Genomic DNA, 22,540 nt, shown 5'->3' with positions numbered 1-22,540 from the left:
GGCATGGGACATCAACCGCGATCGCGCTACACCCGGTGGGAAACTTGGAGACGGCCGGATGAGCGAAATCTTTCTCGGACTGGGCGGTAACGGCGAACGGCAGGTCCTTCGCCTCAGCCGCGCCAATCGTCACGGGCTGATCGCGGGCGCCACCGGCACCGGCAAGACCGTCACCCTGCAGACCATCGCCGAACAGTTCTCCGCCGCCGGGGTGCCGGTGTTCATGGCCGACGTGAAGGGCGATCTTTCCGGCATCTGCATGGCAGGCAGCCCGCAGTTCAAGAACGCCGCGATCCTGGAAGCGCGCGCCAAGGAAATCGGCATCGCGGATTACGGATACGCCGATAATCCGGCGGTGTTCTGGGACATCTACGGCGAGCAGGGGCATCCGGTTCGCACCACCATCTCGGAAATGGGGCCGCTGCTGCTGGCCCGGCTGATGGACCTGAACGACACGCAGGAAGGCGTGCTCAACATCGTCTTTCGCTATGCCGACGAGCAGGGGCTGCTGCTGCTGGACCTGGAGGATCTCCAGGCGATGCTGGCCTATACCGCCGAACATGCCTCCGAGCTTTCGGCCAAGTACGGCAATGTCACCAAGGCCAGCGTCGGCACGATCCAGCGCCAGCTCCTGTCGCTCGACAGCCAGGGCGCGGCGCAGTTCTTCGGCGAACCGGCGCTGGAGATCGCCGACTTCATCCGCTGCGACGAGAAGGGGCGCGGCTACATCAACGTCCTTGCCGCCGACAAGCTGATGCGCAGCCCCAAGCTCTACGCCACTTTCCTGCTGTGGCTGCTGTCCGAACTGTTCGAGGTGCTCCCCGAAGTGGGCGATCCCGACAAGCCCAAGCTGGTGTTCTTCTTCGACGAGGCGCACCTGCTGTTCGACGATGCCCCCAAGGCGTTGACGGACAAGGTGGAGCAGGTGGTGCGTCTGGTCCGTTCCAAGGGCGTGGGCGTGTATTTCGTGACGCAGAACCCGATCGACATCCCCGAGGACATCGCCGGCCAGCTGGGCAACCGCGTGCAGCACGCGCTGCGCGCCTTCACCCCGCGCGACAAGAAGGCGATAAAGGCGGCGGCGGACACGTTCCGCATCAACCCCGACCTCGACGTCGAGACCGCGATCACTGAACTCAAGGTGGGCGAGGCGCTGGTTTCCACCCTTGCCGATGATGGTTCGCCGGGCGTGGTGCAGCGCACGCTGGTGGCGCCGCCGCGCTCGCGGCTGGGACCCATCGACGCCAAGGAGCGCGCCATCGTCCAGTCGATCAGCCCGGCAGAGGGCAAGTACGATACCCGCATCGACCGCGAGAGCGCCGAGGAAGTGCTGGCCGCCAAGGCCGCCGACGCTGCCGCCACCGCGCAGGAAGTGGCGGTGAAGGGCAAGGAGGAAGTCGGCAAGCAGGAACGCAAGAGCCCCGGCCTGTGGGACGGCATCGGCGGCAAGGTGGCAAAGGCGGCGGCAGGGGCGGCTGCGGCCAGCGCCGGGTCGATCCTGGCGCAGACGATGCAGGGCAAGACCAGCCGTGCCAGCCCCAAGGCGTCCGCCGCGAGCGCGGTTGCGGGCACCGTGGGCGATACGCTGGGCCGGGCGATCGGTTTTCCTGGGCTGGGCCGCTTCGCGCGTAACCTCATCGGCGGGCTGATGCGCTGAGAGTCTGTTTGCAAAAATGCCGAAAGCGGCATTTTCGAAGCGGCACCGGCCCTCTCCCCCACCCGACCACCCACATGATACTGCCGATGGGCGGTCGGGTGGGGGACAGGGCCGGTGCCGCGAAATTCGCGTCCGCGAATTTCCAAACGGTCTCTAAGGCGCACCAGCCTTAGCCGACGGGGATTTCCAGCCTGGCGGTAAGGCCCTCTACCGTGCCCGCAGCCGACAGGCGGTTCGCCAGGATCAGCGCGCCGCCGTGCTGGTCGGCGATCGCGCGGGCCAGGGCAAGGCCGAGGCCCGCGCCGCCGGTGGTGGAATTGCGCGAAGGATCGCCGCGCACGAAGGGGTTCATCATGTCCTCAATGGTGTCGTCCGGGATGCCGGGGCCATCGTCTTCGATCAGGATAACGGCGCTGCCGCCCTCGCGCACCAGCGTCACGCGGGCGCGCTGGCCGTAACGCAGGGCGTTGCCGATCAGGTTGCGCAGGGCGCGCCGCATCCAGGTGGAGCGCAGTTCCAGGACGATGCGCTGGGTATCGCCCAGTTCCACCGGCTCTCCCATGTCCTCGTATTCCTCGACCACCGAGGCGACGAGGGCGGACAGTTCGGTGCGTTCGCGCGGGTCGCTCGGGCGGCCTACCCGGGCCAGCGAGAGGATGTCGTCGAGGGTACGCACGATATCCTCGATCGTGCGGGCCATGCGGCCGCGCTCGTTATCGTCCTCGACCGATTCGATGCGCACGCGCAGCGCCGCCAGCGGGGTCTTGAGATCGTGGCCGATGGCGCCGAGCATCACGTCCTTTTCATCCAGCATGGCGACGATGCGTGCCTCCATCGCATTGTGCGCGACGATCAGGTGGCGCATGTCCTCAGGCCCGCTCGGTTCGAGCTGGCCGACCGAGCCGGGGGCGACGGCGAACTGTTCGACCCGGCGGGTCAGCGCCGCCAGCGGGCGGGTGATGCGCCGCAGGATCAGCGCCACCGCGCCTACCAGCACCAGATAGATGATGAGCGTCTGGACGATCAGCGGCTGGACCAGCATGTTCGCGTCGCGCGGCGAGCGGACCCGCACGATCGTCCAGCCGCCGCCGGCAGGCTGCTTTACGCCGACGACGAGCAGGTGGTCGTCCATCCGGTCGGCGATCTGCCGTTCATCCTTCCCCCTGTGCGCGGCCCACTTCATGGTGTTGTCGTGGCCCACGGGATCGCCCTGGACCGTGCGGTGGACCACGACGATGCCGGACGAAGGGAATTCCTGTTCGGTCAGAATGCGCTGGAGGCGTGCTTCCGCCCGGGTGTCGCGCGGCTCGCCGGGGTTGGCGGGCGATGCATTGCTGGTTTGCAGCGGAAAACCGCGCAGGGGCGGGCCCGCGAAGGGCGAGCGGTCGTGACGGCCGATATGGCCGACGCCGCCCCGGCCGCGTGTCTCGGCGATGAGGCGGAAGGCAGCGGCATTGACCATGCCCACTTCGTAGCTTTCGCGCTGGGCGCGGTAGACGAGGATGGCGCCGATGCCCTGCACCAGCAGCAGCGCGGCGGCGACCGCCAGCAGCATCTGGCCCATCAGGCTCTTGGGCCGCAGGAAGGAAAGGCGCGGCATCCGCATCAGTTGTCCAGCACCACGCGGCGCACATCGGTGGCCAGCATGTAGCCGCCGCCCCACACGGTCTGGATCAGCTGCGGGTTGCGGCTGTCGACTTCCACCTTGCGGCGCAGGCGGCTGACCTGGTTGTCCACCGCGCGGTCGAACAGGTGCGCCTCGCGGCCCTGCACCATGTCGAGCAGGCGGTCGCGGTTGAGCACCTGCCGGGGGTGTTCGAGGAACGCCAGCAGCAGGCGGAATTCCACCGAGGAGATCGCGACGATCGCGCCTTCCTGGTCGATCAGGCGGCGCTTGAGCGGATCGAGGCGCCAGCCTTCGAATTCGAAAGCCTCGTTTTCGGTCGCCGCAGGAGCGCTGCGCGAGGCGCGGCGCAGTACGCTGCGGATGCGGGCGACCAGTTCGCGCGGCTCGAACGGCTTCACCACGTAATCGTCGGCGCCGATTTCGAGGCCGACGATGCGGTCCGTCGCCTCGCCGCGCGCGGTGAGGAAGATCACCGGCAGGTCCTGCGTCTCGACAAGATGGCGGCACAGCGAAAGGCCGTCCTCGCCCGGCATCATGATGTCGAGCAGGACGAGGTCGAACGGGCCTTCGTGCGGGGCGTCGCGCAGGCGCGAGCGGGCCTCGGCCGCGCTAGAGCACTGGACGACGGCAAACCCCTGCCGCGACAGATAGTCGCCCAGGGGTTCGCGCAGCGCCGCTTCGTCGTCGACGAGGAGCAGCTTGGCCGGTGCGGGGGAGGGCGCGGTATCGTTCATTGCAAATCCTTGATTACCGCGCCGTCCTGTCAGTTTCCGGCCGTCTTGTCAGCCCGCTTTGCTTCCCGCTTTGCATCCCACTGGGCCTTCATGGCGGCGCGGGCGGCCTGCTTTTCTTCCTTGGTCACCTTGCCGTCGTGGTTGGTGTCGGCGGCGTCGAAGCGCTTCGTGGCGGCGGCCATGAACTCGTCCTTGCTGATGGCGCCGTCCTTGTTGGCGTCGGCATCGCGGGCCATGCCCATCATGCCGCCGCCCATCCGGCCGCCGCCAAAGCCGTGGCCGTGACGACCGCGCTTGCCGTGATCGCCGCGCGGGCCATCCTTGCCGGGGCCATCCTTGGCCATTTCACCCGGAGGCGGCGGGGGGCCATCCATGCCGGGGCCACGGCCGCGACCTTCGGGGCCCCTGTCGGCCATGAATTCGGCCTTCGAGACGGAGCCGTCGCTGTTGGCATCGAGCTTGGCGAAATGGCCTTCGCGCTTTTGCTGGCGAGCCATTTCGCGGTCGGCCTGGTCGATCTTGCCATCCTTGTTGACGTCCACCTTCGTGAACATCGCGGCGGCGGCGGCCTGGGCTTCGGCGCGGGTGATGGTGCCGTCGCCGTTGGCGTCGATCTTCGGCCGTTCGTGGCCGGGGCGGGCCGGTGCGGCAGGCGCCTGCGCGCAGGCAACGCCGCCGATGGAGAGAGCTGCGACCGAAAGCCCCAGCGCCAGTTTCTTGATGGAGATTGTCATGAGCGTGTGTCCCGAACAGAAAAATGGATGAGAACCGCGAGACGAGTAGGGGAGGGGGAAGAACTGCCCCGCGGCTCTCTAAGAACTGTTCTAGACGCGTTTTGTCGCGCAGTTATGCCGGGTCAGGCGATTATTGTCGCCAATTGTCACATTCGCCCTGGGCTGTTCAGCTGACCGCAAAGCCGATGAACGGCGGTTCAGCGCGGGCGCCCTTCGGTGCCTTCCCCGGCGGTGACGAACAATACGCTGGCCGCCGCCGCCACATTCGCGGTGTGCCAGACGCCCGCCGGGTTGATGATGTACTGGCCCGCCGTGATCGTCTCGGAATGGAGGCCGCCGTCCGGCCCTTCCTGAATCAGCGTCAGTTCGCCCGACAGGCACACCACCAGTTCGTCGCCGAGAGGGTGCATTTCCCAGACGTCCCAGTCCGAGGTGAAATCGTACATGGAGACGAGGCGGCCTTCGCGGCCGTCCGCCGCGTTACGCTGCGCATAGGCGGCGTACCACTCCATACCGGTGAAGGCCGGCTGGGCCGCCGCCTTCGCGCCCAGCCCGAGGTGGACGGGGTGGGTGCGAAGGTCATGCGCCCGGGCGGTCATGTCACAGCGCCGCGCACTGCGCTTCGAGCCAGGCCTTGGCGGCGCCTTCCAGCTGCGGGCCGATGATCTCCAGGACACGGGCGTGATAGGTGTTCCACCATGCGATCTCCGTTTCGGTCAGCAGGCCGGTGTCGACCAGATGCCGCTCGATCGGCACATGAGTCAACGTCTCGAAGCCGAGGAAGTCGCCTTCGCCGCCGGCGATCGTGCGCGGTTCGACAAGGACGAGGTTCTCGATGCGGATGCCGTATTCGCCGGCCTTGTAGTAGCCGGGTTCGTTGGAGAGGAACATGCCGGCCAGCAGCGGCTGGTCGCCGCCGGGCTGGCCGCCCGCCGACTTGGCGATGCGCTGCGGGCCTTCGTGGACCGAGAGGAAGCTGCCCACGCCGTGGCCGGTGCCGTGGGCATAGTCCAGCCCGGCCTGCCACAGCGGCATCCGCGCCAGAACGTCCAGCTGGCTGCCCGCCGTGCCCTTGGGAAACACCGCCGAGGCCAGGGCGATATGGCCCTTGAGCACGCGGGTGAAGCGGTCCTTCACTTCGGGACCCGGAGCACCGGGGCCGACCCAGACGGTGCGGGTGATGTCGGTGGTGCCGTCGGGATACTGGCCGCCCGAATCGACGAGGTAGACCGAATTGGCCTCCAGCGTGCGGTTGGTCTCCTCCGAAACGCGGTAATGGACGACCGCGCCGTTCGGCCCCGCGCCGGAAATCGTGTCGAACGACAGGTCGCGCAGGTCGCCCGCTTCCTGGCGGCAGGCCTGCAGCTTGTCGGCGGCGGACATCTCGGTGACTTCGCCCTTGGGCGCTTCCACCGCGAGCCAGTGCAGGAAGCGCGATACTGCGGCGCCGTCGCGGGCCTGCGCGGCGCGGTGGCCGGCCTGCTCGACCGGGTTCTTGATCGCCTTGGGCAGCACGGTGGGATCGCGGTCCTCGACCACGGCGGCGCCCGCCTTGCGAAGCTCCTCGAAGATCGCGCTGACCGCCCGTTCAGGGTCGACGGAGACGCGCTTGCCCGAAAGATCGCGCAAGGCCGCCACGAACCCGTCACGCGGCTTGATGCTGACCGCATTGCCGAGGTGGCGGCGCAGGTCGTCTGTCACCTTCTCGGGCGCGATGAACAGGTCGGCGGTGCCATCGGCGCGCGCGATGACATAGGACAGGGCGACCGGCGTGCGTTCCACGTCGGTGCCGCGAATGTTGAGCAGCCAGGCGATCGAATCGAGCGCGGTGATGACGGCGGCGTCCAGGTTTCGCCCTGCCAGCCATTCGGAAACGGCGGCGCGCTTGGCCTCGCTGACCTCGCCGGTGAACCGGTCGGGATGGACGAGGGCAGGGGCGGGCGACGGGGCCGGGCGGTCCTGCCACACGGTGTCGACCGGGTTGCCGTCCACCGCGACGAGGGTGCCGCCTTTGGCCGCCAGCGCCGCCTCGGCGGCCTGCGCCCACTTCGACCCGTGCAGCCATGCATCGTAGCCGATCTTCGCGCCTGCCGGGGCGTGGACGGCCAGCCATGCGGCGATGGTCGTCTGCGGCACGCTTTCGTAGGCGTAAAGCCGCCCGTCGACCTGATCGCGCACCTGCAGGGTGTAGCGCCCGTCGACGAACATCGCCGCCGCCGGGGTCAGCGCGGGGTCCGTCAGTACCGCCGCCGTACCCGCCGATCCGCCGAAGCCGGTCAGCCATTCGAGGCGCTGGGCATAGCCGCCGACATATTCGCTCATGTGTTCGTCGGAAATCGGGATCACGAAGCCGTCGAGGCCGCGCGCCTTCAACTCCTTGCGGAGAGCATCGAGGCGGGCTTCATGGGTATTCATCAGCATGGGTAAGGTATCCGGCTTGCGGGTGTCATGCGGCGAACATAGGGTTTGTAGGGCGGAAGGGGAAGCGGCGGCGGAGGTTGGTTTCCTCGCTCGCCCCCGAAGTGCGGCGCCGGGCGCAAGTGTTCAGAACCGTTGGCCGGGAGGCGGCCAGCCGAGCGGCCGCCATAAAAAGCCCTCGTCACCCTGAACTTGTTTCAGGGTCCATCGCGCCGCCGGTCCCGAGGTTGGAACAGTAAGCTGAAAAGGCGGTTGGCGGGGTAACGGCTCGGCGTAAACCGGCAGATGGACCCTGAAACAAGTTCAGGGTGACGGAAGCGGGTGACCGGGAGCGTGGGTGACCGGAAGCGATTGACCGGAACGCGGAGTGACCGAAGCGCGTGGTGACGCGATTGGGGAACGCACCGCAGTTTTGCGCAAGACCGCTTCACCTTGACCCGCCCAGCCCCTAGATGGGGACCATGGCAGATTCCACCCCGACCCTGATCGGTCCCCCGCTGGCGGCAAAAAAGCCGCATTCGATCACCCACCACGGCGTGACCGTGACCGACGATTACGCATGGCTGCGCGACGCCGGTTATCCCGAAGTGACCGACAAGGAAGTGCTCGCCCACCTCGAGGCGGAGAACGACTGGTTCAAGGCGCGCATGGGTGCGCATCAGGGCCGCATCGATGCCCTGTTCACGGAAATGCGCGGGCGCATCAAGGAGGCCGATACCTCGGTCCCGCAGAAGGATGGCGACTGGCTCTACTGGATCGAGTTCGAGGAAGGCGCAGAGTACAAGAAGTGGTGGCGCAAGCCCGTCGCAGGCGGCCCGGACGAGCTTATGCTCGACGAAGTGGCGCTGGCTGCGGGCAAGGAATACTTCAACCTCGGCGCGATTTCGACCAGCGCCGACGGCAAGCTGCTCGCCTACGCCTATGACGACAACGGTTCGGAGCGCTTCACCGCCCGTATCAAGGACCTCGAAACCGGCGAACTGCTGGCTGACGAAATCCCCGGCACGCTGTCCTCGCTGGTCTGGGTGGCGAATGACAAGGCGCTGGTCTACTCGCTCGCCAACGAGCAGTGGCGCACCGACAACGCCCGCCTGCACTGGCTGGGCCAGCCGCTGGAAAGCGATGTCGAGCTGTACCACGAGGACGACGAGGGTTTCCGCGTCGGCTCCTCGCTGACCGCTAACGAAAAGTGGCTGCTGATCGGCTCCAGCGATCATGAAACCAGCGAGTGCCGCATGGTCCTCGCCGCCGATCCGCTGGGCCCGCAGATCCTGGTGAAGGCGCGCGTGAAGGGCGTGGAGTACGACGTCGACGAGCGCGAGGACGTGCTCTACATCCACACCAACGACACGCACGAGAACTTCCGCCTCGCCACCGCGCCGCTGGCCGATCCCGGTACGTGGACCACCCTGATCGAGGGTTCGGACGCGTTCTACCTCTTGGGCGCGGACCTGTTCCGCGATTTCTACGTGATCGAGGGCCGCCTTGCCGGTCTCGACCAGATCCAGGTCCGTTACTACGACGACCCTTCCCGCGTGGAGGCGATCGCTTTCCCCGAGGCCAGCTATTCGGCCGGATTGTCGAACAACCCCGAATGGCACATGACGACCCTGCGGCTCAGCTACGAGTCGATGGTCGCGCCCGCCTCGGTGCTGGATTACGATGTGGCCGCGCGCACGCTGGAGACGCTCAAGGTCCAGGAAATCCCCTCGGGCTACGACGCCTCGCTCTATGCCACCGAGCGTCTGGAGATCACCGCGCGAGACGGTACCGCGATCCCGGTCTCGATCGTCTACCGGCGTGACCGAACCGGCGCCGGCCCGCTGCATCTCTACGGCTACGGCGCTTACGGCATCAGCATCGACCCCGGTTTCTCGACGACGCGTCTCAGCCTCGTCGACCGCGGGTTCGCCTATGCCATCGCTCACATCCGCGGCGGCGACGACATGGGCCGCGCCTGGTACAAGGCCGGCAAGCTGGAGCGGCGCACCAACACCTTCACCGACTTCGTCGACGTGGCGAAGGGGCTGGTGGAGCGCGGTTTCACTTCGGCCGGCAAGATCAGCATCTCGGGCGGCTCTGCCGGCGGGGAACTGATGGGCGCGGTCATCAACTCCGACCCGGACCTGTTCGGCGCGGTGGTGGCGCATGTGCCCTTCGTCGACGTCTTGCACACGATGCTCGACGACACCCTGCCGCTGACCCCGGGAGAATGGCCGGAATGGGGCAACCCGATCGAGGACAAGGCCGCGTTCGAACTGATCGCCAGCTACAGCCCCTACGATCAGGTAGCCGCGCAAGCCTATCCGCCGCTGATGGTGACCGCCGGCCTCAATGACCCGCGCGTGACCTATTGGGAGCCGGCCAAGTGGGTGGCGCGCCTGCGCGAACTCAAGACCGACGACAACGAACTGATCCTCAAGACCAACATGGGCGCGGGCCACGGCGGCAAGTCGGGCCGGTTCGAAAGCCTGAAGGAAACGGCGGAGGAATTCGCCTTCATCCTGTGGCAGCTGGGTATCGAGGGGTGAGTGAGCACTTCACCCTGACCTTCACGGCGTCCCCTGAGCACATCGACATCATGGGCCACGTCAACAATGCGGTCTGGGTGCAGTGGATGGAAGCGATGGCGGGCGCGCACTGGGCCGCGCTCGCCCCGGCGGAGCATCAGGCGAAATACGCCTGGCTCGTGACCCGTCACGAGATCGACTACCGGGGCAACATCCGCGAGGGCGAGAGCGTGACGGGCGAAACCTTCATCCCGGATGGCCCCAGCGGCGCCCGGTTCGACCGCCGCGTGGAATTCCGCAACGCGGCGGGCAAGGTGATCGTCTCGGCCCGCACCACCTGGGCGATGATCGACATCGCCTCGGGCCGGCTGATGCGCGTACCGCCCGAAGTGGCGGCGCCGTTCGTGGCAGGGTGAACTTCTGGCAATCTTGTCATGCTGAACTTGTTTCAGCATCCATCGCGCCGCACATTCCGGAGCCATGCAGAACGAGCGCCAGCCTTGCGTCTACATCCTTGCAAGCGGACGCTATGGCACGCTCTACATCGGCGTCACCTCGAACCTGATCCGCCGGATCTGGCAGCATCGCAGCGATGTGCTGCCGGGCTTCACCTCCCGCTACGATGTGCATCGCCTGGTTCACTTCGAGATGTTCGGTGAGATGATCCCGGCCATCACGCGGGAAAAGCAGCTCAAGCGGTGGCACCGGCAGTGGAAGATCAACCTTATCAACGCCGAGAATCCTGAGTGGAGGGATCTGGCCGTGGCGCTGGGTTTTTCGCCCCTCGCTTCGGGTAAAACGAGGGATGGACCCTGAAACAAGTTCAGGATGACGACATGCCCAAAAGCAACCTTGCGCCGTCTCCCCCAGCAGCGCCCCTCAGGTCCCCCTCGGCTCCCGCGTTCTTTGCGTGATGATGTGATCTCGCGCGGTGCGCAGATCGCCCGATTCCTTCTGCAGCGATAGCCGTTCCCTGTCGCTTGCCAGATAGGCGTTTTCGGCCCGCTCGATCTCCTCCAGCGAGAGGCCCAGCCCCTCCAACGCGTTTCGGGCGAGGAGCGCGGCGGATTCCTTCACCTCGCGCGCCATGGATTTGAGCGGCGCGTCCTTCAGGCGCAGCAATGCGCGGCGGTCGAATACGCGGGCGTGAATCTCGGCGCGGGGGAAGGCCTGGTGGACGGCGTGGAGGAACGCCTCGCTCAACTGGTCGCCGTCAATGCAGAACACGATCAGTTCGGCCTCGGCGGCGCCGGCCTGGCGCAGCAGGTCGATGCGGGTGCCGTCGCCGAAGTAGACCTTGGCGCCGAAGCCGCTGGCCACGTCGATCATCTCGATGTCGGTGTCGATCAGCGTCACCTCGATGTCGGCGGCGATCAGCATCTGCGCCACCGTCTGCCCGAAGCGGCCGTAGCCGACGACCAGCGCATTGGCGCCGTCATCCTGCGGGGCCTCGCGCTCCTCGGTGCTGACAGGACGTTCGCGGATGCGGCGGGTGGCCATCATCAGGAACGGAGTGGTGACCATCGACAGCGTGACGATGGCGCTGAACAGGCTGGTGGCGCCGCCGTCCACCAGCATCGCATTGGCGCCTTGCGCAAACAGCACGAAGGCGAATTCGCCGCCCTGGCTGAGCAGCAGGCCGAGCGCCAGGGCGCTGCGCCACTCCATGCGGAAGGCCAGGCCGAGCAGGAAGATGATCGTGGACTTCACCGCGATCAGCGCCAGCGCCATCGCGATCACGAACAGCGGCCGCTCGGCGATGGCGGAAAGGTCCAGCATCATGCCCACCGACATGAAGAACAGGCCCAGCAGGATCGAGCGGAACGGCTCGACATCGGCTTCCAGTTCATGCCGGTAGGGCGAATCGGCCAGCATGACCCCGGCGATGAAGGCGCCCAGCGCGGTCGACAGCCCCAGCGCCTGCATCAGCGCGGCGCTGGCGATCACCGTGAACAGGGCGGCAAAGACGAACATCTCGCGCTCGCCCAGATTGCCGATCAGGCGGAACAGCGGGCGGATGGCGAAGCGCCCGGCCAGGATCAGCCCGGCGATGGCCGCGCCGGTCTCCAGCGCCAGCACCCAGCCCGGAGGCCCGGCGGGCAGGGCGGGGTTGCGGTTCATCGCGGCGATGATCGTGATGAGCGGGATGATCGAGAGGTCCTGGAACAGCAGGATCGCGAACGACCGCTCGCCGAACGGGGTGTGCAGGCGGCCGGCGCTTTGCAGCATCGGCAGGACCTGCGCGGTGGAGGACAGCCCCAGCGGCAGCCCCAGCGCCAGCGAGGCCTGCAGGCTGAACCCGGTGAAGAAGTAGATCACCGCCGTCACCGCCATGCCGCACAGCGCCACCTGCAGCAGCCCCAGCCCGAAAATCTCGTGCCGCATCCGCCACAGGCGCGGCGGGGCGAGTTCAAGGCCGACGATGAACAGCAGCAGGGTGATGCCCAGCTCTGCTATGCCCAGCTTGCTTTCGGGATCGCCGATCAGGTCGAGGACATAAGGCCCCAGGACCGCGCCCGAAAGCAGGAATCCCAGCGTCGCACCCAGCCCGAGCCGCCGGAACAGCAGCACGAAAATAAGCGCGGTGCCCAGCAGCAGGAACCCGTCCCGCAGCAGGAAATCCTGTGCATGTTCTTCCATCAAAACCCTTCGAGAATGCATTCGGGGAGCATTTGCGCGCCGCCATCTTAGGGGCGGCGAGGCTGCTTTCCAACCATACGTTGGTTGGGACAAAAGGATTGGAGCAGGGAGCGAACGAGGCTGCTGCATGCGCGGCAACGACAGTAAAGGGGTCTGGGGCGATGGCGCCGGGTCTTCCCCCTAGCCTCTACCTGTGACTGCCCAGCATGTTGGCATGGGTGATCGCCACCGCCAGCGCATCCGAGGCGTCTTCCCCCGCCAGCTTCACGCCCGGCAGCAACACCTTGAGCATTGCCTGGATCTGTTTCTTGTCCGCGCCGCCAGTGCCGACCAGCGCCTTCTTGATGACCTTGGTCGAATATTCCGCCACCGGCATTCCCGCGCGGGCAAGGCTGAGCATCGCGACGCCGCGCGCCTGTCCCAGCTTGAGGGTAGACTGCGGGTTCACGTTGACGAAGACTTCCTCCACCGCGCCCGTATCGGGCCGGTGGTGGAGGATCACATCGGTGAGCCCGGCGTCCAGTTCGACCAGACGTTCGGCCATGCCCGCCTTGGCGTCCGTGCGGATCTGGCCATTGGCGACATGGGACAGCCGGCTGCCGCTTTTGGCGACGATGCCCCAGCCGGTGCAGGTGAGGCCGGGGTCGATGCCGATGATTATCATGCGGCAACGCTCAGGGCGGGGCTGGTGCCGGGGCGCGGGGGCTTCGACAGGCTCAGCCTGAGCGGGGGGAGGGGATATGTTTGCCTGAGGGGGGTGAGAGGTATCATCTCGATCCCGCTCAGGCTGAGCCTGTCGAAGCCCCCCGCGCACGCCCCACCGGTCTGGATCAACCCAGCGTTTCCATCACTTCGTCGGAGATTTCGTAGTTGCCCCAGACGCTCTGGACGTCGTCGTCTTCTTCCAGGGTGTCGACCAGCTTCATCAGCGTGCCCACGGTGTCGGCGTCGACGTCGACGGTGAGGGTGGGCTTCCACGCCAGCTTCACGCCGTCGGCTTCGCCAAGGACCTTTTCCAGTTCACGCGCGACTTCGTGCAGCGAATCGACCGAGACCCAGATCTGGTGGCCGCCGGGATTCTCGTCGCCGTCGCCCATGTCGCTCTGCACGTCGTCGGCGCCGGCTTCGATCGCGGCTTCAAGGACCTTGTCCTCATCGCCCACCTTGCTGGGATATTCGATCAGGCCAAGGCGTTCGAACCCGTGCGAGACCGCGCCGGTGGCGCCAAGGTTGCCGCCGTTCTTGGCGAAGGCGGTGCGTACGTTGGTGGCGGTGCGGTTGCGGTTGTCGGTCAGGGCCTCGACGATGATGGCGATGCCGCTGGGGCCGTAGCCTTCGTAGCGCACTTCCTCGTAGTTTTCGGCGTCGCCCTTGCTCGCCTTGTCGATGGCGCGCTGGATGTTGTCCTTGGGCATGGACTGGACCTTGGCGGCGTTGACCGCCGCGCGCAGGCGCGGGTTCATGTCCGGGTCGGGCAGGCCCATCTTGGCCGCGACGGTGATTTCGCGGCTCAGCTTGCTGAACTGCGCCGAGCGCTTCTTATCCTGCGCACCCTTGCGGTGCATGATGTTCTTGAATTTGGAATGGCCTGCCATGGGTCCGCTCGCTGTCTGCCCGCCGCCTGAAGGTCCGGTAAGGACGCGGCGGGTGTCGATGAATAAGGTGGCGCGGCCCTTACAACACGCCGGGGGGCAAGGGCAACCGCGCAGGGCCCCCCGGGCCGTTCTTGACGCGCTAGAGCGCCACCGCCGTGCCGGAACAGCTTACCATCAGCATGGAGCCTTTCGAGCCGATCACCTCGTAATCGATATCCACGCCGACCACCGCGTTGCCGCCCAGCCTTGCGGCTTCGGCCTCCATTTCGGCCAGTGCCTCGCGGCGGGCACGCTGCAGGACCTGCTCGTACTTGCCCGAACGCCCGCCGACCAGATCGGTGACGGCGGCGAAGATATCGCGAAACAGGTTGGCCCCCACGATGACCTCGCCGGTGACGATGCCAAGGTAGTCGCGGACCGGGCGGCCTTCGACGGTGGGGGTGGTGGTGACGATCACGAATGCTCTCCCTCGATGCGAAGGGCGATGCTTGCACCGGCGCAGGGGTTCTCGCAAGGTAGCGAATTGGCAAGGGAAAGCGGCTAGCAGGGCCTATGGCGACACAGATCGAGACCCGCATTCCCGGCCCGCAGATCCTGCGCGAACTGGCCGGTTTTCTCAAACGGCCGGCAGTGCTGGTGCCCTGGGGGCTGCGCCGGGGCGAGGCCTGGCGCGCGCTGGGTGTGCTGGCGGCGGTGCATGTCGGCGGGTTGCTGCTGGTGCTGCTGCCGCTGCTGGGCATGTGGCAAAAGGCGTTCGACCTGCCGCTGCCGGATGCTTTCGGCAAGCTGCCGGGCGGCTGGTTGCTGCCGATCACGATCCTGATCGCGCCGCTGCTGGAGGAAATCATCTTTCGCGGCTGGCATACCGGCAGGCCCCGCGCGCTGTGGCTGCTGGGCTGCTTCGCGCTGTTCGTGGTTTTGACGATGACGGCGCAGGCGATCGCGCCGCTGGTCCTGGCGGGGCTGCTGCTGGCTACCGTCCTGGCGGCGGCGGGCGGATGGTGGTGGCTGCGGCGCCGGGGGCCTTCGGCTGCCTTCGCGGCGGCCTATCCGGGTGTGTTCTGGGCAGTGGCGGCGCTGTTCGCGGGCGTTCACCTGATGAACTACCCAAGTGCGTCGATCGCATCGCTGCCGATGGTCCTGCCCCAGTTCTGGGCTGCGCTGCTGCTGGGTTTCACCCGCCAGCGCATTGGTCTTCCTGCGGCGATTCTCCAGCACGCCATCGCCAATGCTTCAAGCATGGCACTGGTGATGGCGGGCAGTTGATCGCTGCCGCTTCGCTCATGATCGCGGGCGAAGCGGGGTCCTTCAGTCGATGCCGAGTGCCGACTTGTAGGTGTCGAGCAGCATGTCCTGTTCGCGGCGATCGTCGGGCTTCATCTTACGGATGCGGACGATCTGGCGCATGATCTTGACGTCGTAGCCGACCGCCTTGGCCTCGTTGTAGACGTCGCGGATGTCGTCCGAGATGCCCTTCTTTTCCTCTTCGAGGCGCTCGACGCGCTCGATCAGCAGGCGCAGGCGATCGTCGGTGGTTTCGGCCATTGGGGTACGTGCTCCGGTATAAAGCGTGAATCGGTTGGCGCGCTGATAGCGAGGCGAAGGGATTCGGGCAAAGCACCGGTCTGTGGAAATCGTGTGGAGGGAAGGGGCCCTTCACGATTTTCCTACACCGCCCCGGCCTGCTAGCATCGCGGCCGATCTTTGCACCGTCGTTTTCCCTCGCTTGTTCACGCGCGCGCCGCGCATGTGTTTCATCAACTTGCGCCCTAGCTGGCACCTGACTTGCCCGCGCCCGGTCGCGGCGCTATTTCGGCCCCGCGCCGACCACGTTCGCGCCTCCAGCGGAGCTTCAAGACCGGGACGGCCCGGCACTCAACCCTTGTTGGAAAAATGCCCGCGCCATGTCCTGGATATTTCTTTTCATCGCCGGTCTGCTGGAAGTGGTCTGGGCATCCGCGATGAAGCAGTCGGAGGGTTTTTCCCGGCCCTGGCCCACCGTGGTGACCATCGTCGCGATGATCGCCAGCTTCGCCCTGCTGGCGAGCGCGATGCGGGCATTGCCGCTGGGCACCGCTTATGCGGTGTGGACCGGGATCGGCGCGCTGGGCGCCTTCGCCGTCGGCATAGTCTTGCTGGGCGAGGCGGCCAGCCCGCTGCGGCTGCTCGCCGCCGGGCTGATCCTCTCGGGCATCGTGCTCATGAAGGTGGCGACGCCCTGATGGCCACTCAGTGGCCGGGAGCGTTTTTCTTCATGCTCTCGTCCATGCGCGCCAGTTGCTCGGGCGTAGCTTCGGTCTGGTACTTGTCCTTCCACTCGCCGGCCGGCATTCCGTGGATCACCGTGCGCGCCTCCGCCTTGTCGCCCTCGAAACCGGCATCGCGGATCCAGTCTGCCAGGCAGTTGCGGCAGAAACCCGCCAGGCCCATCAGCTCGATGTTCTGCGCATCGTGGCGCTGCCGCAGATGGCGTACCAATCGGCGGAATGCCGCGGCAGCCACGGCGTCGTCCAACGCATCTATACGGTCACTATCGTTCATAATCCGCCAATCGTCCTTGGTTTGTAATGCTGCCTTTGCCATATGAACCCCCGTTCCTGAAAGAGGCAGACAGAACCTTGGCTCATACTCCCCCCGTCGTTCCCTACCGCCGCTCCCCGCACCACCGGGGCATCAAGCGCCAGCGCAAGGTGAAGATCCTGGCGACGCTCGGCCCCGCCAGCCGCGACAAGGAGACCATCGCCAAGCTGCTCAAGGCGGGCGCCGACGCCTTCCGCGTCAACATGAGCCACGGCGACCACGACACCCACCGCGAAACCATCGCCAACATTCGCGCGGTGGAAAAGGACCTCGAGCGCCCCGTCGCCATCCTGTGCGACCTGCAGGGCCCCAAGCTGCGCGTCGGCACGTTCGAAGGCGGCAAGGCCTTCATCCGCCACAGCGCCCACTTCACGCTCGACCGCGATCCCACTCCCGGCAACGACGAGCGGGTCTGCCTGCCCCACCCCGAACTGTTCGGCATTCTCCAGAAGGGCCAGCGCCTGCTGATCGACGACGGCAAGCTGCGCCTCATGGTCATCCGCGCCGAACCCGACGCGATCCTGTGCAGCGCGGAAGTCGGCGGGCCGATCTCGGACCGCAAGGGCGTGAACATCCCGGATGCCCTGATCCCGATCCCCGCGCTGACCGAAAAGGACCGGCGCGACCTCGCCTTCGCGGTGGAGCAGAAGGCGGACTGGATCGGCCTGTCCTTCGTCCAGCGCCCCGAAGACGTCGCCGAAGCCCGCCGCCTGTCGGGTGGCTATGCGGCGATCATGTCCAAGATCGAAAAGCCCGCAGCCGTCGAAAGCCTCGACGAGATCATCGAGCTGTCGGACGGCATCATGGTGGCGCGCGGCGACCTCGGCGTCGAACTGCTGCCCGAGGAAGTGCCGCCGATCCAGAAGCACATCATCGAAAAGACCCGCGCTCAGGGCAAGCCGGTGGTTGTGGCGACGCAGATGCTGGAATCGATGATCACCAGCCCTTCGCCGACCCGCGCCGAAGTTTCCGACGTCGCCAACGCGGTCTACGACGGCGCCGACGCGGTGATGCTCTCGGCCGAGACGGCGGCAGGCCAGTGGCCGGTCGAGGCGGTGACGATCATGGACCGCATCGCCGTGCGCGTCGAAAGCGATCCGACCTACCGGGCGCGCATCCACATCGCCCAGACCCCGCCCGACGCCACCAGCGCCGATGCCCTGTCCGAATCCTGCGCCCAGATCGCCGATACCCTGACCATCGAAGGCATCATCGTCTTCACCGGCTCGGGCGGCTCGGCCCGCCGCGTGGCACGCGAACGCCCGGCAGCGGCGATGCTGGTCCTGACCCCCGCGCAGAAAACGGCGCGCCGTCTGGCGATGCTGTGGGGGACGCACTGCGTCATCACCCGCGACATCGGCAGCTTCGAGGAGATGATCGCCAAGGGCAAGCGCATGGCCCTGCGCCACGGTTTCGGCGCAGCGGGATCGCGGTTGGTGACGCTGGCCGGCGTACCGTTCGGGGTGCCGGGGTCGACGAACCTGCTGCACATCGTGACGCTGACCGGGAACGAATTGGATACGCCGAAGTAAGATGAATGGAGGGGAAGTTCTGGGGCCATTGCCCCAGACCCCTTTATTGTCGGCGCTGCGCGTGCAGCTATTCGGCCGGCCAACTAGCTCTTCGTCATCCCCGCGCAGGCGGGGATCCATCTCACGGCACGGCGCTGAACCCGGATGGATTCCCGCCTACGCGGGAATGACGAGGTCGGGACCATTCACGTCCTGCCCGCGCCGAAGGCCACGAATGTCTGCCTGCTCCCCCGTGGGCGCAAAACGTGGCCACGCGCGTGACCTCGACGAAACCGGGGTGCAGTGGCGGTGGCCCCTGCTCTACCCTCTACTTCTTCTGCCGCGACCCAAACAAGGCGCTGCCCACCCGAACATGCGTAGCGCCCAGCAGCACGGCGGTTTCGAAGTCGTCGCTCATTCCCATGGAAAGCTGCTCCAGGCCGTTATCGGCAGCAATCTTCGCCAGCAAAGCGAAGAACGGCGCTGCCTCGATATCGAAGGGCGGCACGCACATCAGGCCGATCACGGGCAACCCAGCTTCACGCGCCGACGCCAACAACGCGGGCACTTCGGCAATCGCGCAGCCGCCCTTCTGCTCTTCCGCGCCGATGTTGACCTGGATAAAGCAGGGCACCTGCCGCCCGGCCTTTTCCATCGCCTTGCCCAGCGCTGTGACCAGCGAGGGGCGGTCCACCGAGTGGATGCAGTCGAACAGGGCGACGGCATCCTCGGCCTTGTTCGACTGAAGCTGGCCGACGAGGTGCAGTTTCACGTCGGGATAGGCCTCGCGCAAGGGCAGCCATTTTTCCTGCGCTTCCTGCACGCGGTTTTCGCCGAAAACGCGCTGGCCGGCGGCGAGCAGAGGCTCGATCGCTTCGGCGGCGTGGGTCTTGGAAATGGCGACGAGTTCTACGGCGCCGGGCTGGCGTCCCGCAATGCGCGCGGACTGGGCGATGCGGGCGCGGATGTCTTCTAGCTGATCCATGGCGCGCTGCTATAGCGTCCCTGTGCCGAACCGCCAGCCGTCCCTTCCTGCCTTATGGCTTATCAGCGATGCCCGCAACGATGACCGGATCGAGGCCGTGCTGGCACGTCTGCCTCGCGGATCGGGGCTGGTGTTCCGGCATTATCACCTGCCTTCGCGGGAACGGCGCGCGCGTTTCAACGTGCTCGCCCGGGCGACGCGGCGATTCGGGCATGTCATGGTGCTGGCGGGGGAGGCACGGCAGGCGCGGGCATGGAAAGCGCATGGCGCCTACGGCGCGGCGGACCGTCTTGCGCAAGGCCCCGGCGTGCTACGGCTGGTTACCGCGCACGACTTGCGCGAACTGGCGCAGGCCCACCGCGCAAGGGCCGATGCGGTGCTGATCTCGCCGGTTTTCGCCACGGCCTCGCACCCCGGCGGACACACGCTCGGCCCTGTGCGCTTCCGCCTGCTCGCGGCGCGCTCCCGGGTGCCGGTGATTGCGTTGGGCGGCATGACGGCGCACCGGGCGCTGGCCTTCCGACTGGAGCGCTGGGCCGCGATCGACGGGCTGACCGGCGGCGCGCGGTAGTTCCCCCTCCACAGCCGCGTTCCCCATCCATTCTTGACGCGGAGTCCCCCTCCGCCGCATAATCCGGGTTCGAACCCCAAGGGAATTTTACATGGCTACTCGGCCCATCGCGCCCGGTCGGCGTATCGCCAAGCCGGATTGGCGCGCCGTCCTGAAGCGCTCGCTGCGCCGTGCCGGAGAGCTGTCCGGCTCGATTGCGCTGTTTGCGGCGATGGTGTTTCTGGCGCTGGCGCTGGTAAGCTACCAGCAGACCGACCCGTCCACCTCCACCGCCGCCGGCGGCGATGTGCAGAACTGGATGGGCTCAACCGGCGCCTGGACGGCGGAGCGCGCGCTGTTCCTGTTCGGCCCGGTCTCCGCCCTGCTGGTCCCGCTGCTTTACGTTTTCGCGCGCAAGCTGTGGCTGCTGGTCGAAGAGGACGACGGCGAGATCGAGCATAGCGACCAGCGCTGGTGGATGCCCTTCGGCGTCCTGGCGCTGGCAATGCTGCTGATCGCGACGGTGCTGTCGCTGTGGTTTACCCAGCCGGGCGGCACCCTGCCTGCCTCGATGGGCGGTATTTCCGGGCTGCTGGGCGCTAAGGCGGTCACCGCGATCGCCGGCCTTTCGCCCGAGCCGGCGCAGAACTGGATCAAGCTGGCCCTCGCGCTGGTATGCCTGGGCGTGGGCGTGATGCTGGCAGGGCGCGTCTTCGCGCTCGACTGGGTACGCCTGCTGACGCTGCCGGGCCGTATCGGCCGCCTGCCGCGCGGTTTGTCCGTGCCTGAGGAAATGCCCTTCAAGGCCGGCAGGGAAAAGAAGGAAACGGCCCGCGCCGAAGCCGCCCCGCGCGTGGCCGAAGCTGCCGCCGGCAACGTCGGCATCGCCGCGCCCGCCGCCGACAAGCCGCGCAAACCGCCGGAGATCGCCGACCCCAAGGTATCCGCGACGCCAGCACAGGTTGGCTTCGGCGACCGCCAGAAGGACATGTTCGACAAGTACACGCTGCCCAGCCTCGACCTGCTGGAAGACCCGCAGCCCAATTCGCAGCCCAAGATCGACAAGCTCAGCCTGGAGCGCAACGCGCGTCTGCTGGAAACCGTGCTCGACGACTTCAACGTCAAGGGCGAGATCACCGCCGTGCGCACCGGCCCGGTCGTCACCATGTACGAACTGGAACCGGCGCCGGGCATCAAGGCCAGCCGCGTGATCGGCCTGGCCGACGACATCGCCCGCAACATGTCGGCGATCTCGGCCCGCGTATCCTCGATCCCGGGCCGCACCGTCATGGGCATCGAACTGCCGAACGCGGACCGCCAGATGGTTTCGTTCAAGGAAATGGTCGCGTCCGAGGCCTTCGCCAACCACAAGGGCATGTTGCCGATCATCCTTGGCAAGGACATCGCCGGTGAGCCGGTGGTCGCGGATCTTGCCACCATGCCTCACCTGCTGGTCGCCGGTACGACCGGTTCGGGTAAGTCGGTGGGGCTCAACGCGATCCTGCTCTCGCTGCTGTACCGCCTCACCCCGGCGCAGTGCCGGCTGATCCTTGTCGATCCCAAGGTGCTGGAACTCAAGAGCTATGACGATATCCCGCACCTGCTCTCCCCCGTCGTCACCGAACCGCCCAAGGCCATCCGCGCCCTGAAATGGGCGGTTGAGGAGATGGAGCGCCGCTACCGGATGATGAGCGAGATCAGCGTCCGCAACCTCGCCAGCTTCAACGAAAAGGTGCGTACCGCCGCTGCCAAGGGCAAGCCGCTGGGCCGCCGTATCCAGATCGGCTTCGACCCCGACACCGGCGAGGAACTCTACGAGGACCGCCAGCTGGATTATGAGACGCTGCCCCAGATCGTCCTCATCGTCGACGAGCTGGCCGATCTCATGGTCACCGTGGGCAAGGAAATCGAAGTGCTGATCCAGCGCCTCTCGCAAAAGAGCCGCGCGGCCGGCATCCACCTCATCATGGCGACGCAGCGCCCCTCGGTCGACGTCATCACCGGCGTCATCAAGGCCAACCTGCCGACCCGCGTCTCCTTCGCCGTCACCAGCCGCATCGACAGCCGCACGATCCTGGGCGAACAGGGCGCCGAACAGCTGCTGGGCAAGGGCGACATGCTGTACAAACCCAGCTCCGACCCGATCAAGCGCGTCCACGGCCCGTTCGTTTCGGACGAGGAGGTGGAACAGGTGGCTACCTACTGGCGCACCCAGGGCAAGCCCGATTACATCGATGCCGTCACCGAGGAACCGGAAGAAGGCAGCTTCGGCTTCGACGACCTCGACGCCACCGCGTCGGACGCCCCGGACGAGCGCAAGTACCGCCAGGTCTGCCACCTCGTGTTCGAGAACCAGAAAGTTTCGGTCTCGTGGCTGCAGCGCCAGATGGGCGTGGGCTACAACACCGCCGCCAAATGGGTGGAGCGCATGGAAAATGATGGCTTCGTCGGCCCCGCCAACCACGTCGGCCGCCGCGACATCTACCGCGACGAGAACGGCAACCCGCTATGAAGCCATGCGGCCTGAAATGGGCGGCACTGGCGCTGGTCGCTCTTGTCGCCACTCCGGCGGTTGCGGACACGACGCTGAAGGTCCTGACCGGCAAGTGGGTGAAGGTCTTCGCCGTCGATGTGGAACGCCTGCTTGGCCGCAGCATCCGCATCGATGCTGCAAGCGTTGTGCCCGGAGGGCTTGGCCGGACCTTCCGAGAAGCCGTGGTCATTCTCAATCCGACCTCGCAGCTTGCGCGCGGCAGCACGGCCTTTTCGGTGCGCAGCGTGGATTGCGCGGGCGGCCGCGTGGTGACGACGCAGTGGCGCCTGATCGGCCCAACCGGCGGCCAGATCGGCGCTTCGACGGTGGCGGGCCAAGTGACCCGCTTCGACTGGAATTCCGAGGACGGCAAGGTTTTGAAGTACATCTGCATGGGGGTGCGGCCGCGCTGAGGGGGAGGGCGGGCGCTAAGGGAAGACCTGGGGCCATCGCCCCAGACCCCTTT

At 66.7% G+C, this 22,540-nt stretch carries 22 protein-coding genes; 10 read left to right on the top strand and 12 right to left on the bottom strand.

Annotated features, from left to right (window positions below):
* The first annotated feature begins 58 nt into the window (after positions 1-58).
* A complete protein-coding gene (locus tag V474_RS13595) occupies positions 59-1,657 on the top strand; it encodes a helicase HerA-like domain-containing protein (protein WP_059151979.1) in 1,599 nt (532 codons plus the stop codon).
* Positions 1,658-1,826: 169 nt separating this feature from the next.
* On the opposite strand, the gene V474_RS13590 is transcribed toward V474_RS13595, so the two are convergent.
* The 5 genes from V474_RS13590 to V474_RS13570 form a co-directional block, all read right to left on the bottom strand.
* On the bottom strand, positions 1,827-3,257 hold the full coding sequence (locus V474_RS13590; protein ID WP_407938332.1) for an ATP-binding protein: 1,431 nt from the start codon (positions 3,255-3,257) through the stop codon (positions 1,827-1,829).
* Between the two features lie 5 nt (positions 3,258-3,262).
* Complete coding sequence (locus tag V474_RS13585; protein ID WP_059151977.1) at positions 3,263-4,018, bottom strand: response regulator; 756 nt, start codon at positions 4,016-4,018, stop codon at positions 3,263-3,265.
* Between the two features lie 29 nt (positions 4,019-4,047).
* Complete coding sequence (locus V474_RS13580; protein ID WP_059151976.1) at positions 4,048-4,752, bottom strand: EF-hand domain-containing protein; 705 nt, start codon at positions 4,750-4,752, stop codon at positions 4,048-4,050.
* A 197-nt stretch (positions 4,753-4,949) separates the two neighbouring features.
* On the bottom strand, positions 4,950-5,351 hold the full coding sequence (locus tag V474_RS13575) for a cupin domain-containing protein (protein WP_059151975.1): 402 nt from the start codon (positions 5,349-5,351) through the stop codon (positions 4,950-4,952).
* A gap of 1 nt (position 5,352) precedes the next feature.
* The gene (locus V474_RS13570) at positions 5,353-7,173 is read right to left on the bottom strand and encodes an aminopeptidase P family protein (RefSeq protein ID WP_236711264.1); all 1,821 of its coding nucleotides are present in this window, start codon (positions 7,171-7,173) and stop codon (positions 5,353-5,355) included.
* Between the two features lie 449 nt (positions 7,174-7,622).
* Here V474_RS13570 and V474_RS13565 point away from each other — a divergent pair, with 449 nt between their 5' ends.
* The 3 genes from V474_RS13565 (at position 7,623) to V474_RS13555 (ending at position 10,496) form a co-directional block, all read left to right on the top strand.
* The gene (locus tag V474_RS13565; RefSeq protein ID WP_059151974.1) at positions 7,623-9,701 is read left to right on the top strand and encodes a S9 family peptidase; all 2,079 of its coding nucleotides are present in this window, start codon (positions 7,623-7,625) and stop codon (positions 9,699-9,701) included.
* Positions 9,698-10,096, top strand: coding sequence for an acyl-CoA thioesterase (locus V474_RS13560; protein ID WP_059151973.1), 399 nt, complete (start codon positions 9,698-9,700; stop codon positions 10,094-10,096). The genes V474_RS13565 and V474_RS13560 overlap by 4 nt, the downstream gene beginning before the upstream one ends.
* A 64-nt stretch (positions 10,097-10,160) precedes the next feature.
* Positions 10,161-10,496 carry a GIY-YIG nuclease family protein gene (locus V474_RS13555; protein ID WP_059151972.1) on the top strand — a complete coding sequence of 112 codons (336 nt, stop codon included), beginning with the start codon at positions 10,161-10,163 and terminating at the stop codon, positions 10,494-10,496.
* Positions 10,497-10,559: 63 nt separating this feature from the next.
* Here V474_RS13555 and V474_RS13550 read toward each other — a convergent pair whose 3' ends face one another.
* The 4 genes from V474_RS13550 to V474_RS13535 form a co-directional block, all read right to left on the bottom strand.
* Positions 10,560-12,320 carry a cation:proton antiporter domain-containing protein gene (locus V474_RS13550; RefSeq protein WP_059151971.1) on the bottom strand — a complete coding sequence of 587 codons (1,761 nt, stop codon included), beginning with the start codon at positions 12,318-12,320 and terminating at the stop codon, positions 10,560-10,562.
* A gap of 187 nt (positions 12,321-12,507) precedes the next feature.
* Positions 12,508-12,984: a crossover junction endodeoxyribonuclease RuvC gene (gene ruvC / locus V474_RS13545; RefSeq protein ID WP_043977109.1), complete on the bottom strand. Its 477-nt coding sequence runs from the start codon at positions 12,982-12,984 to the stop codon at positions 12,508-12,510.
* Between the two features lie 166 nt (positions 12,985-13,150).
* On the bottom strand, positions 13,151-13,915 hold the full coding sequence (locus V474_RS13540; protein ID WP_043977107.1) for a YebC/PmpR family DNA-binding transcriptional regulator: 765 nt from the start codon (positions 13,913-13,915) through the stop codon (positions 13,151-13,153).
* A 139-nt stretch (positions 13,916-14,054) separates the two neighbouring features.
* Positions 14,055-14,372 carry a heavy metal-binding domain-containing protein gene (locus tag V474_RS13535; RefSeq protein ID WP_043977106.1) on the bottom strand — a complete coding sequence of 106 codons (318 nt, stop codon included), beginning with the start codon at positions 14,370-14,372 and terminating at the stop codon, positions 14,055-14,057.
* A 95-nt stretch (positions 14,373-14,467) separates the two neighbouring features.
* On the opposite strand from V474_RS13535, the gene V474_RS13530 reads away from it, so the two are divergent.
* On the top strand, positions 14,468-15,181 hold the full coding sequence (locus V474_RS13530) for a CPBP family glutamic-type intramembrane protease (RefSeq protein WP_059151970.1): 714 nt from the start codon (positions 14,468-14,470) through the stop codon (positions 15,179-15,181).
* A gap of 42 nt (positions 15,182-15,223) precedes the next feature.
* Here the strand turns inward: V474_RS13530 and V474_RS13525 are convergent, their stop codons facing one another.
* Positions 15,224-15,460 (bottom strand): DUF2312 domain-containing protein, encoded by a 237-nt coding sequence (locus tag V474_RS13525; RefSeq protein WP_043977104.1) that lies wholly within the window; start codon positions 15,458-15,460, stop codon positions 15,224-15,226.
* A gap of 359 nt (positions 15,461-15,819) precedes the next feature.
* Between V474_RS13525 and sugE the strand changes: the two genes are divergently transcribed.
* Positions 15,820-16,137 (top strand): quaternary ammonium compound efflux SMR transporter SugE, encoded by a 318-nt coding sequence (gene sugE, locus V474_RS13520; protein WP_059151969.1) that lies wholly within the window; start codon positions 15,820-15,822, stop codon positions 16,135-16,137.
* 7 nt (positions 16,138-16,144) lie between these two features.
* Here sugE and V474_RS13515 read toward each other — a convergent pair whose 3' ends face one another.
* The gene (locus V474_RS13515) at positions 16,145-16,456 is read right to left on the bottom strand and encodes a DUF1244 domain-containing protein (protein WP_059152157.1); all 312 of its coding nucleotides are present in this window, start codon (positions 16,454-16,456) and stop codon (positions 16,145-16,147) included.
* 77 nt (positions 16,457-16,533) lie between these two features.
* On the opposite strand from V474_RS13515, the gene pyk reads away from it, so the two are divergent.
* A complete protein-coding gene (pyk, locus tag V474_RS13510; RefSeq protein WP_059151968.1) occupies positions 16,534-18,027 on the top strand; it encodes a pyruvate kinase in 1,494 nt (497 codons plus the stop codon).
* A 307-nt stretch (positions 18,028-18,334) separates the two neighbouring features.
* Here the strand turns inward: pyk and V474_RS13505 are convergent, their stop codons facing one another.
* Positions 18,335-18,991: a YggS family pyridoxal phosphate-dependent enzyme gene (locus V474_RS13505; RefSeq protein WP_059151967.1), complete on the bottom strand. Its 657-nt coding sequence runs from the start codon at positions 18,989-18,991 to the stop codon at positions 18,335-18,337.
* Here V474_RS13505 and V474_RS13500 point away from each other — a divergent pair.
* The 3 genes from V474_RS13500 (at position 18,990) to V474_RS13490 (ending at position 22,487) form a co-directional block, all read left to right on the top strand.
* Complete coding sequence (locus tag V474_RS13500; RefSeq protein WP_059151966.1) at positions 18,990-19,562, top strand: thiamine phosphate synthase; 573 nt, start codon at positions 18,990-18,992, stop codon at positions 19,560-19,562. The genes V474_RS13505 and V474_RS13500 overlap by 2 nt on opposite strands.
* 91 nt (positions 19,563-19,653) lie before the next feature.
* Complete coding sequence (locus V474_RS13495; protein WP_059151965.1) at positions 19,654-22,053, top strand: DNA translocase FtsK; 2,400 nt, start codon at positions 19,654-19,656, stop codon at positions 22,051-22,053.
* The gene (locus V474_RS13490; RefSeq protein ID WP_059151964.1) at positions 22,050-22,487 is read left to right on the top strand and encodes a hypothetical protein; all 438 of its coding nucleotides are present in this window, start codon (positions 22,050-22,052) and stop codon (positions 22,485-22,487) included. The genes V474_RS13495 and V474_RS13490 overlap by 4 nt, the downstream gene beginning before the upstream one ends.
* The last annotated feature ends 53 nt before the right edge of the window (positions 22,488-22,540 follow it).

This window comes from Novosphingobium barchaimii LL02 (genome assembly GCF_001046635.1).
In the GTDB taxonomy this organism is placed as follows: Bacteria; Pseudomonadota; Alphaproteobacteria; order Sphingomonadales; family Sphingomonadaceae; genus Novosphingobium; species Novosphingobium barchaimii.
This window is presented reverse-complemented; position numbering and strand designations above follow the sequence as displayed.

Bases quoted from the DNA above. Each gene is read 5' to 3' on its own strand.
- V474_RS13595 (WP_059151979.1), top strand. From the start codon at position 59: ATGAGCGAAATCTTTCTCGGACTGGGCGGTAACGGCGAACGGCAGGTC.
- V474_RS13590 (WP_407938332.1), bottom strand. From the start codon at position 3,257: ATGCCGCGCCTTTCCTTCCTGCGGCCCAAGAGCCTGATGGGCCAGATG.
- V474_RS13585 (WP_059151977.1), bottom strand. From the start codon at position 4,018: ATGAACGATACCGCGCCCTCCCCCGCACCGGCCAAGCTGCTCCTCGTC.
- V474_RS13580 (WP_059151976.1), bottom strand. From the start codon at position 4,752: ATGACAATCTCCATCAAGAAACTGGCGCTGGGGCTTTCGGTCGCAGCT.
- V474_RS13575 (WP_059151975.1), bottom strand. From the start codon at position 5,351: ATGACCGCCCGGGCGCATGACCTTCGCACCCACCCCGTCCACCTCGGG.
- V474_RS13570 (WP_236711264.1), bottom strand. From the start codon at position 7,173: ATGCTGATGAATACCCATGAAGCCCGCCTCGATGCTCTCCGCAAGGAG.
- V474_RS13565 (WP_059151974.1), top strand. From the start codon at position 7,623: ATGGGGACCATGGCAGATTCCACCCCGACCCTGATCGGTCCCCCGCTG.
- V474_RS13555 (WP_059151972.1), top strand. From the start codon at position 10,161: ATGCAGAACGAGCGCCAGCCTTGCGTCTACATCCTTGCAAGCGGACGC.
- V474_RS13550 (WP_059151971.1), bottom strand. From the start codon at position 12,320: ATGGAAGAACATGCACAGGATTTCCTGCTGCGGGACGGGTTCCTGCTG.
- ruvC (WP_043977109.1), bottom strand. From the start codon at position 12,984: ATGATAATCATCGGCATCGACCCCGGCCTCACCTGCACCGGCTGGGGC.
- V474_RS13540 (WP_043977107.1), bottom strand. From the start codon at position 13,915: ATGGCAGGCCATTCCAAATTCAAGAACATCATGCACCGCAAGGGTGCG.
- V474_RS13530 (WP_059151970.1), top strand. From the start codon at position 14,468: ATGGCGACACAGATCGAGACCCGCATTCCCGGCCCGCAGATCCTGCGC.
- V474_RS13525 (WP_043977104.1), bottom strand. From the start codon at position 15,460: ATGGCCGAAACCACCGACGATCGCCTGCGCCTGCTGATCGAGCGCGTC.
- sugE (WP_059151969.1), top strand. From the start codon at position 15,820: ATGTCCTGGATATTTCTTTTCATCGCCGGTCTGCTGGAAGTGGTCTGG.
- V474_RS13515 (WP_059152157.1), bottom strand. From the start codon at position 16,456: ATGAACGATAGTGACCGTATAGATGCGTTGGACGACGCCGTGGCTGCC.
- V474_RS13500 (WP_059151966.1), top strand. From the start codon at position 18,990: ATGGCGCGCTGCTATAGCGTCCCTGTGCCGAACCGCCAGCCGTCCCTT.
- V474_RS13505 (WP_059151967.1), bottom strand. From the start codon at position 18,991: ATGGATCAGCTAGAAGACATCCGCGCCCGCATCGCCCAGTCCGCGCGC.
- V474_RS13495 (WP_059151965.1), top strand. From the start codon at position 19,654: ATGGCTACTCGGCCCATCGCGCCCGGTCGGCGTATCGCCAAGCCGGAT.
- V474_RS13490 (WP_059151964.1), top strand. From the start codon at position 22,050: ATGAAGCCATGCGGCCTGAAATGGGCGGCACTGGCGCTGGTCGCTCTT.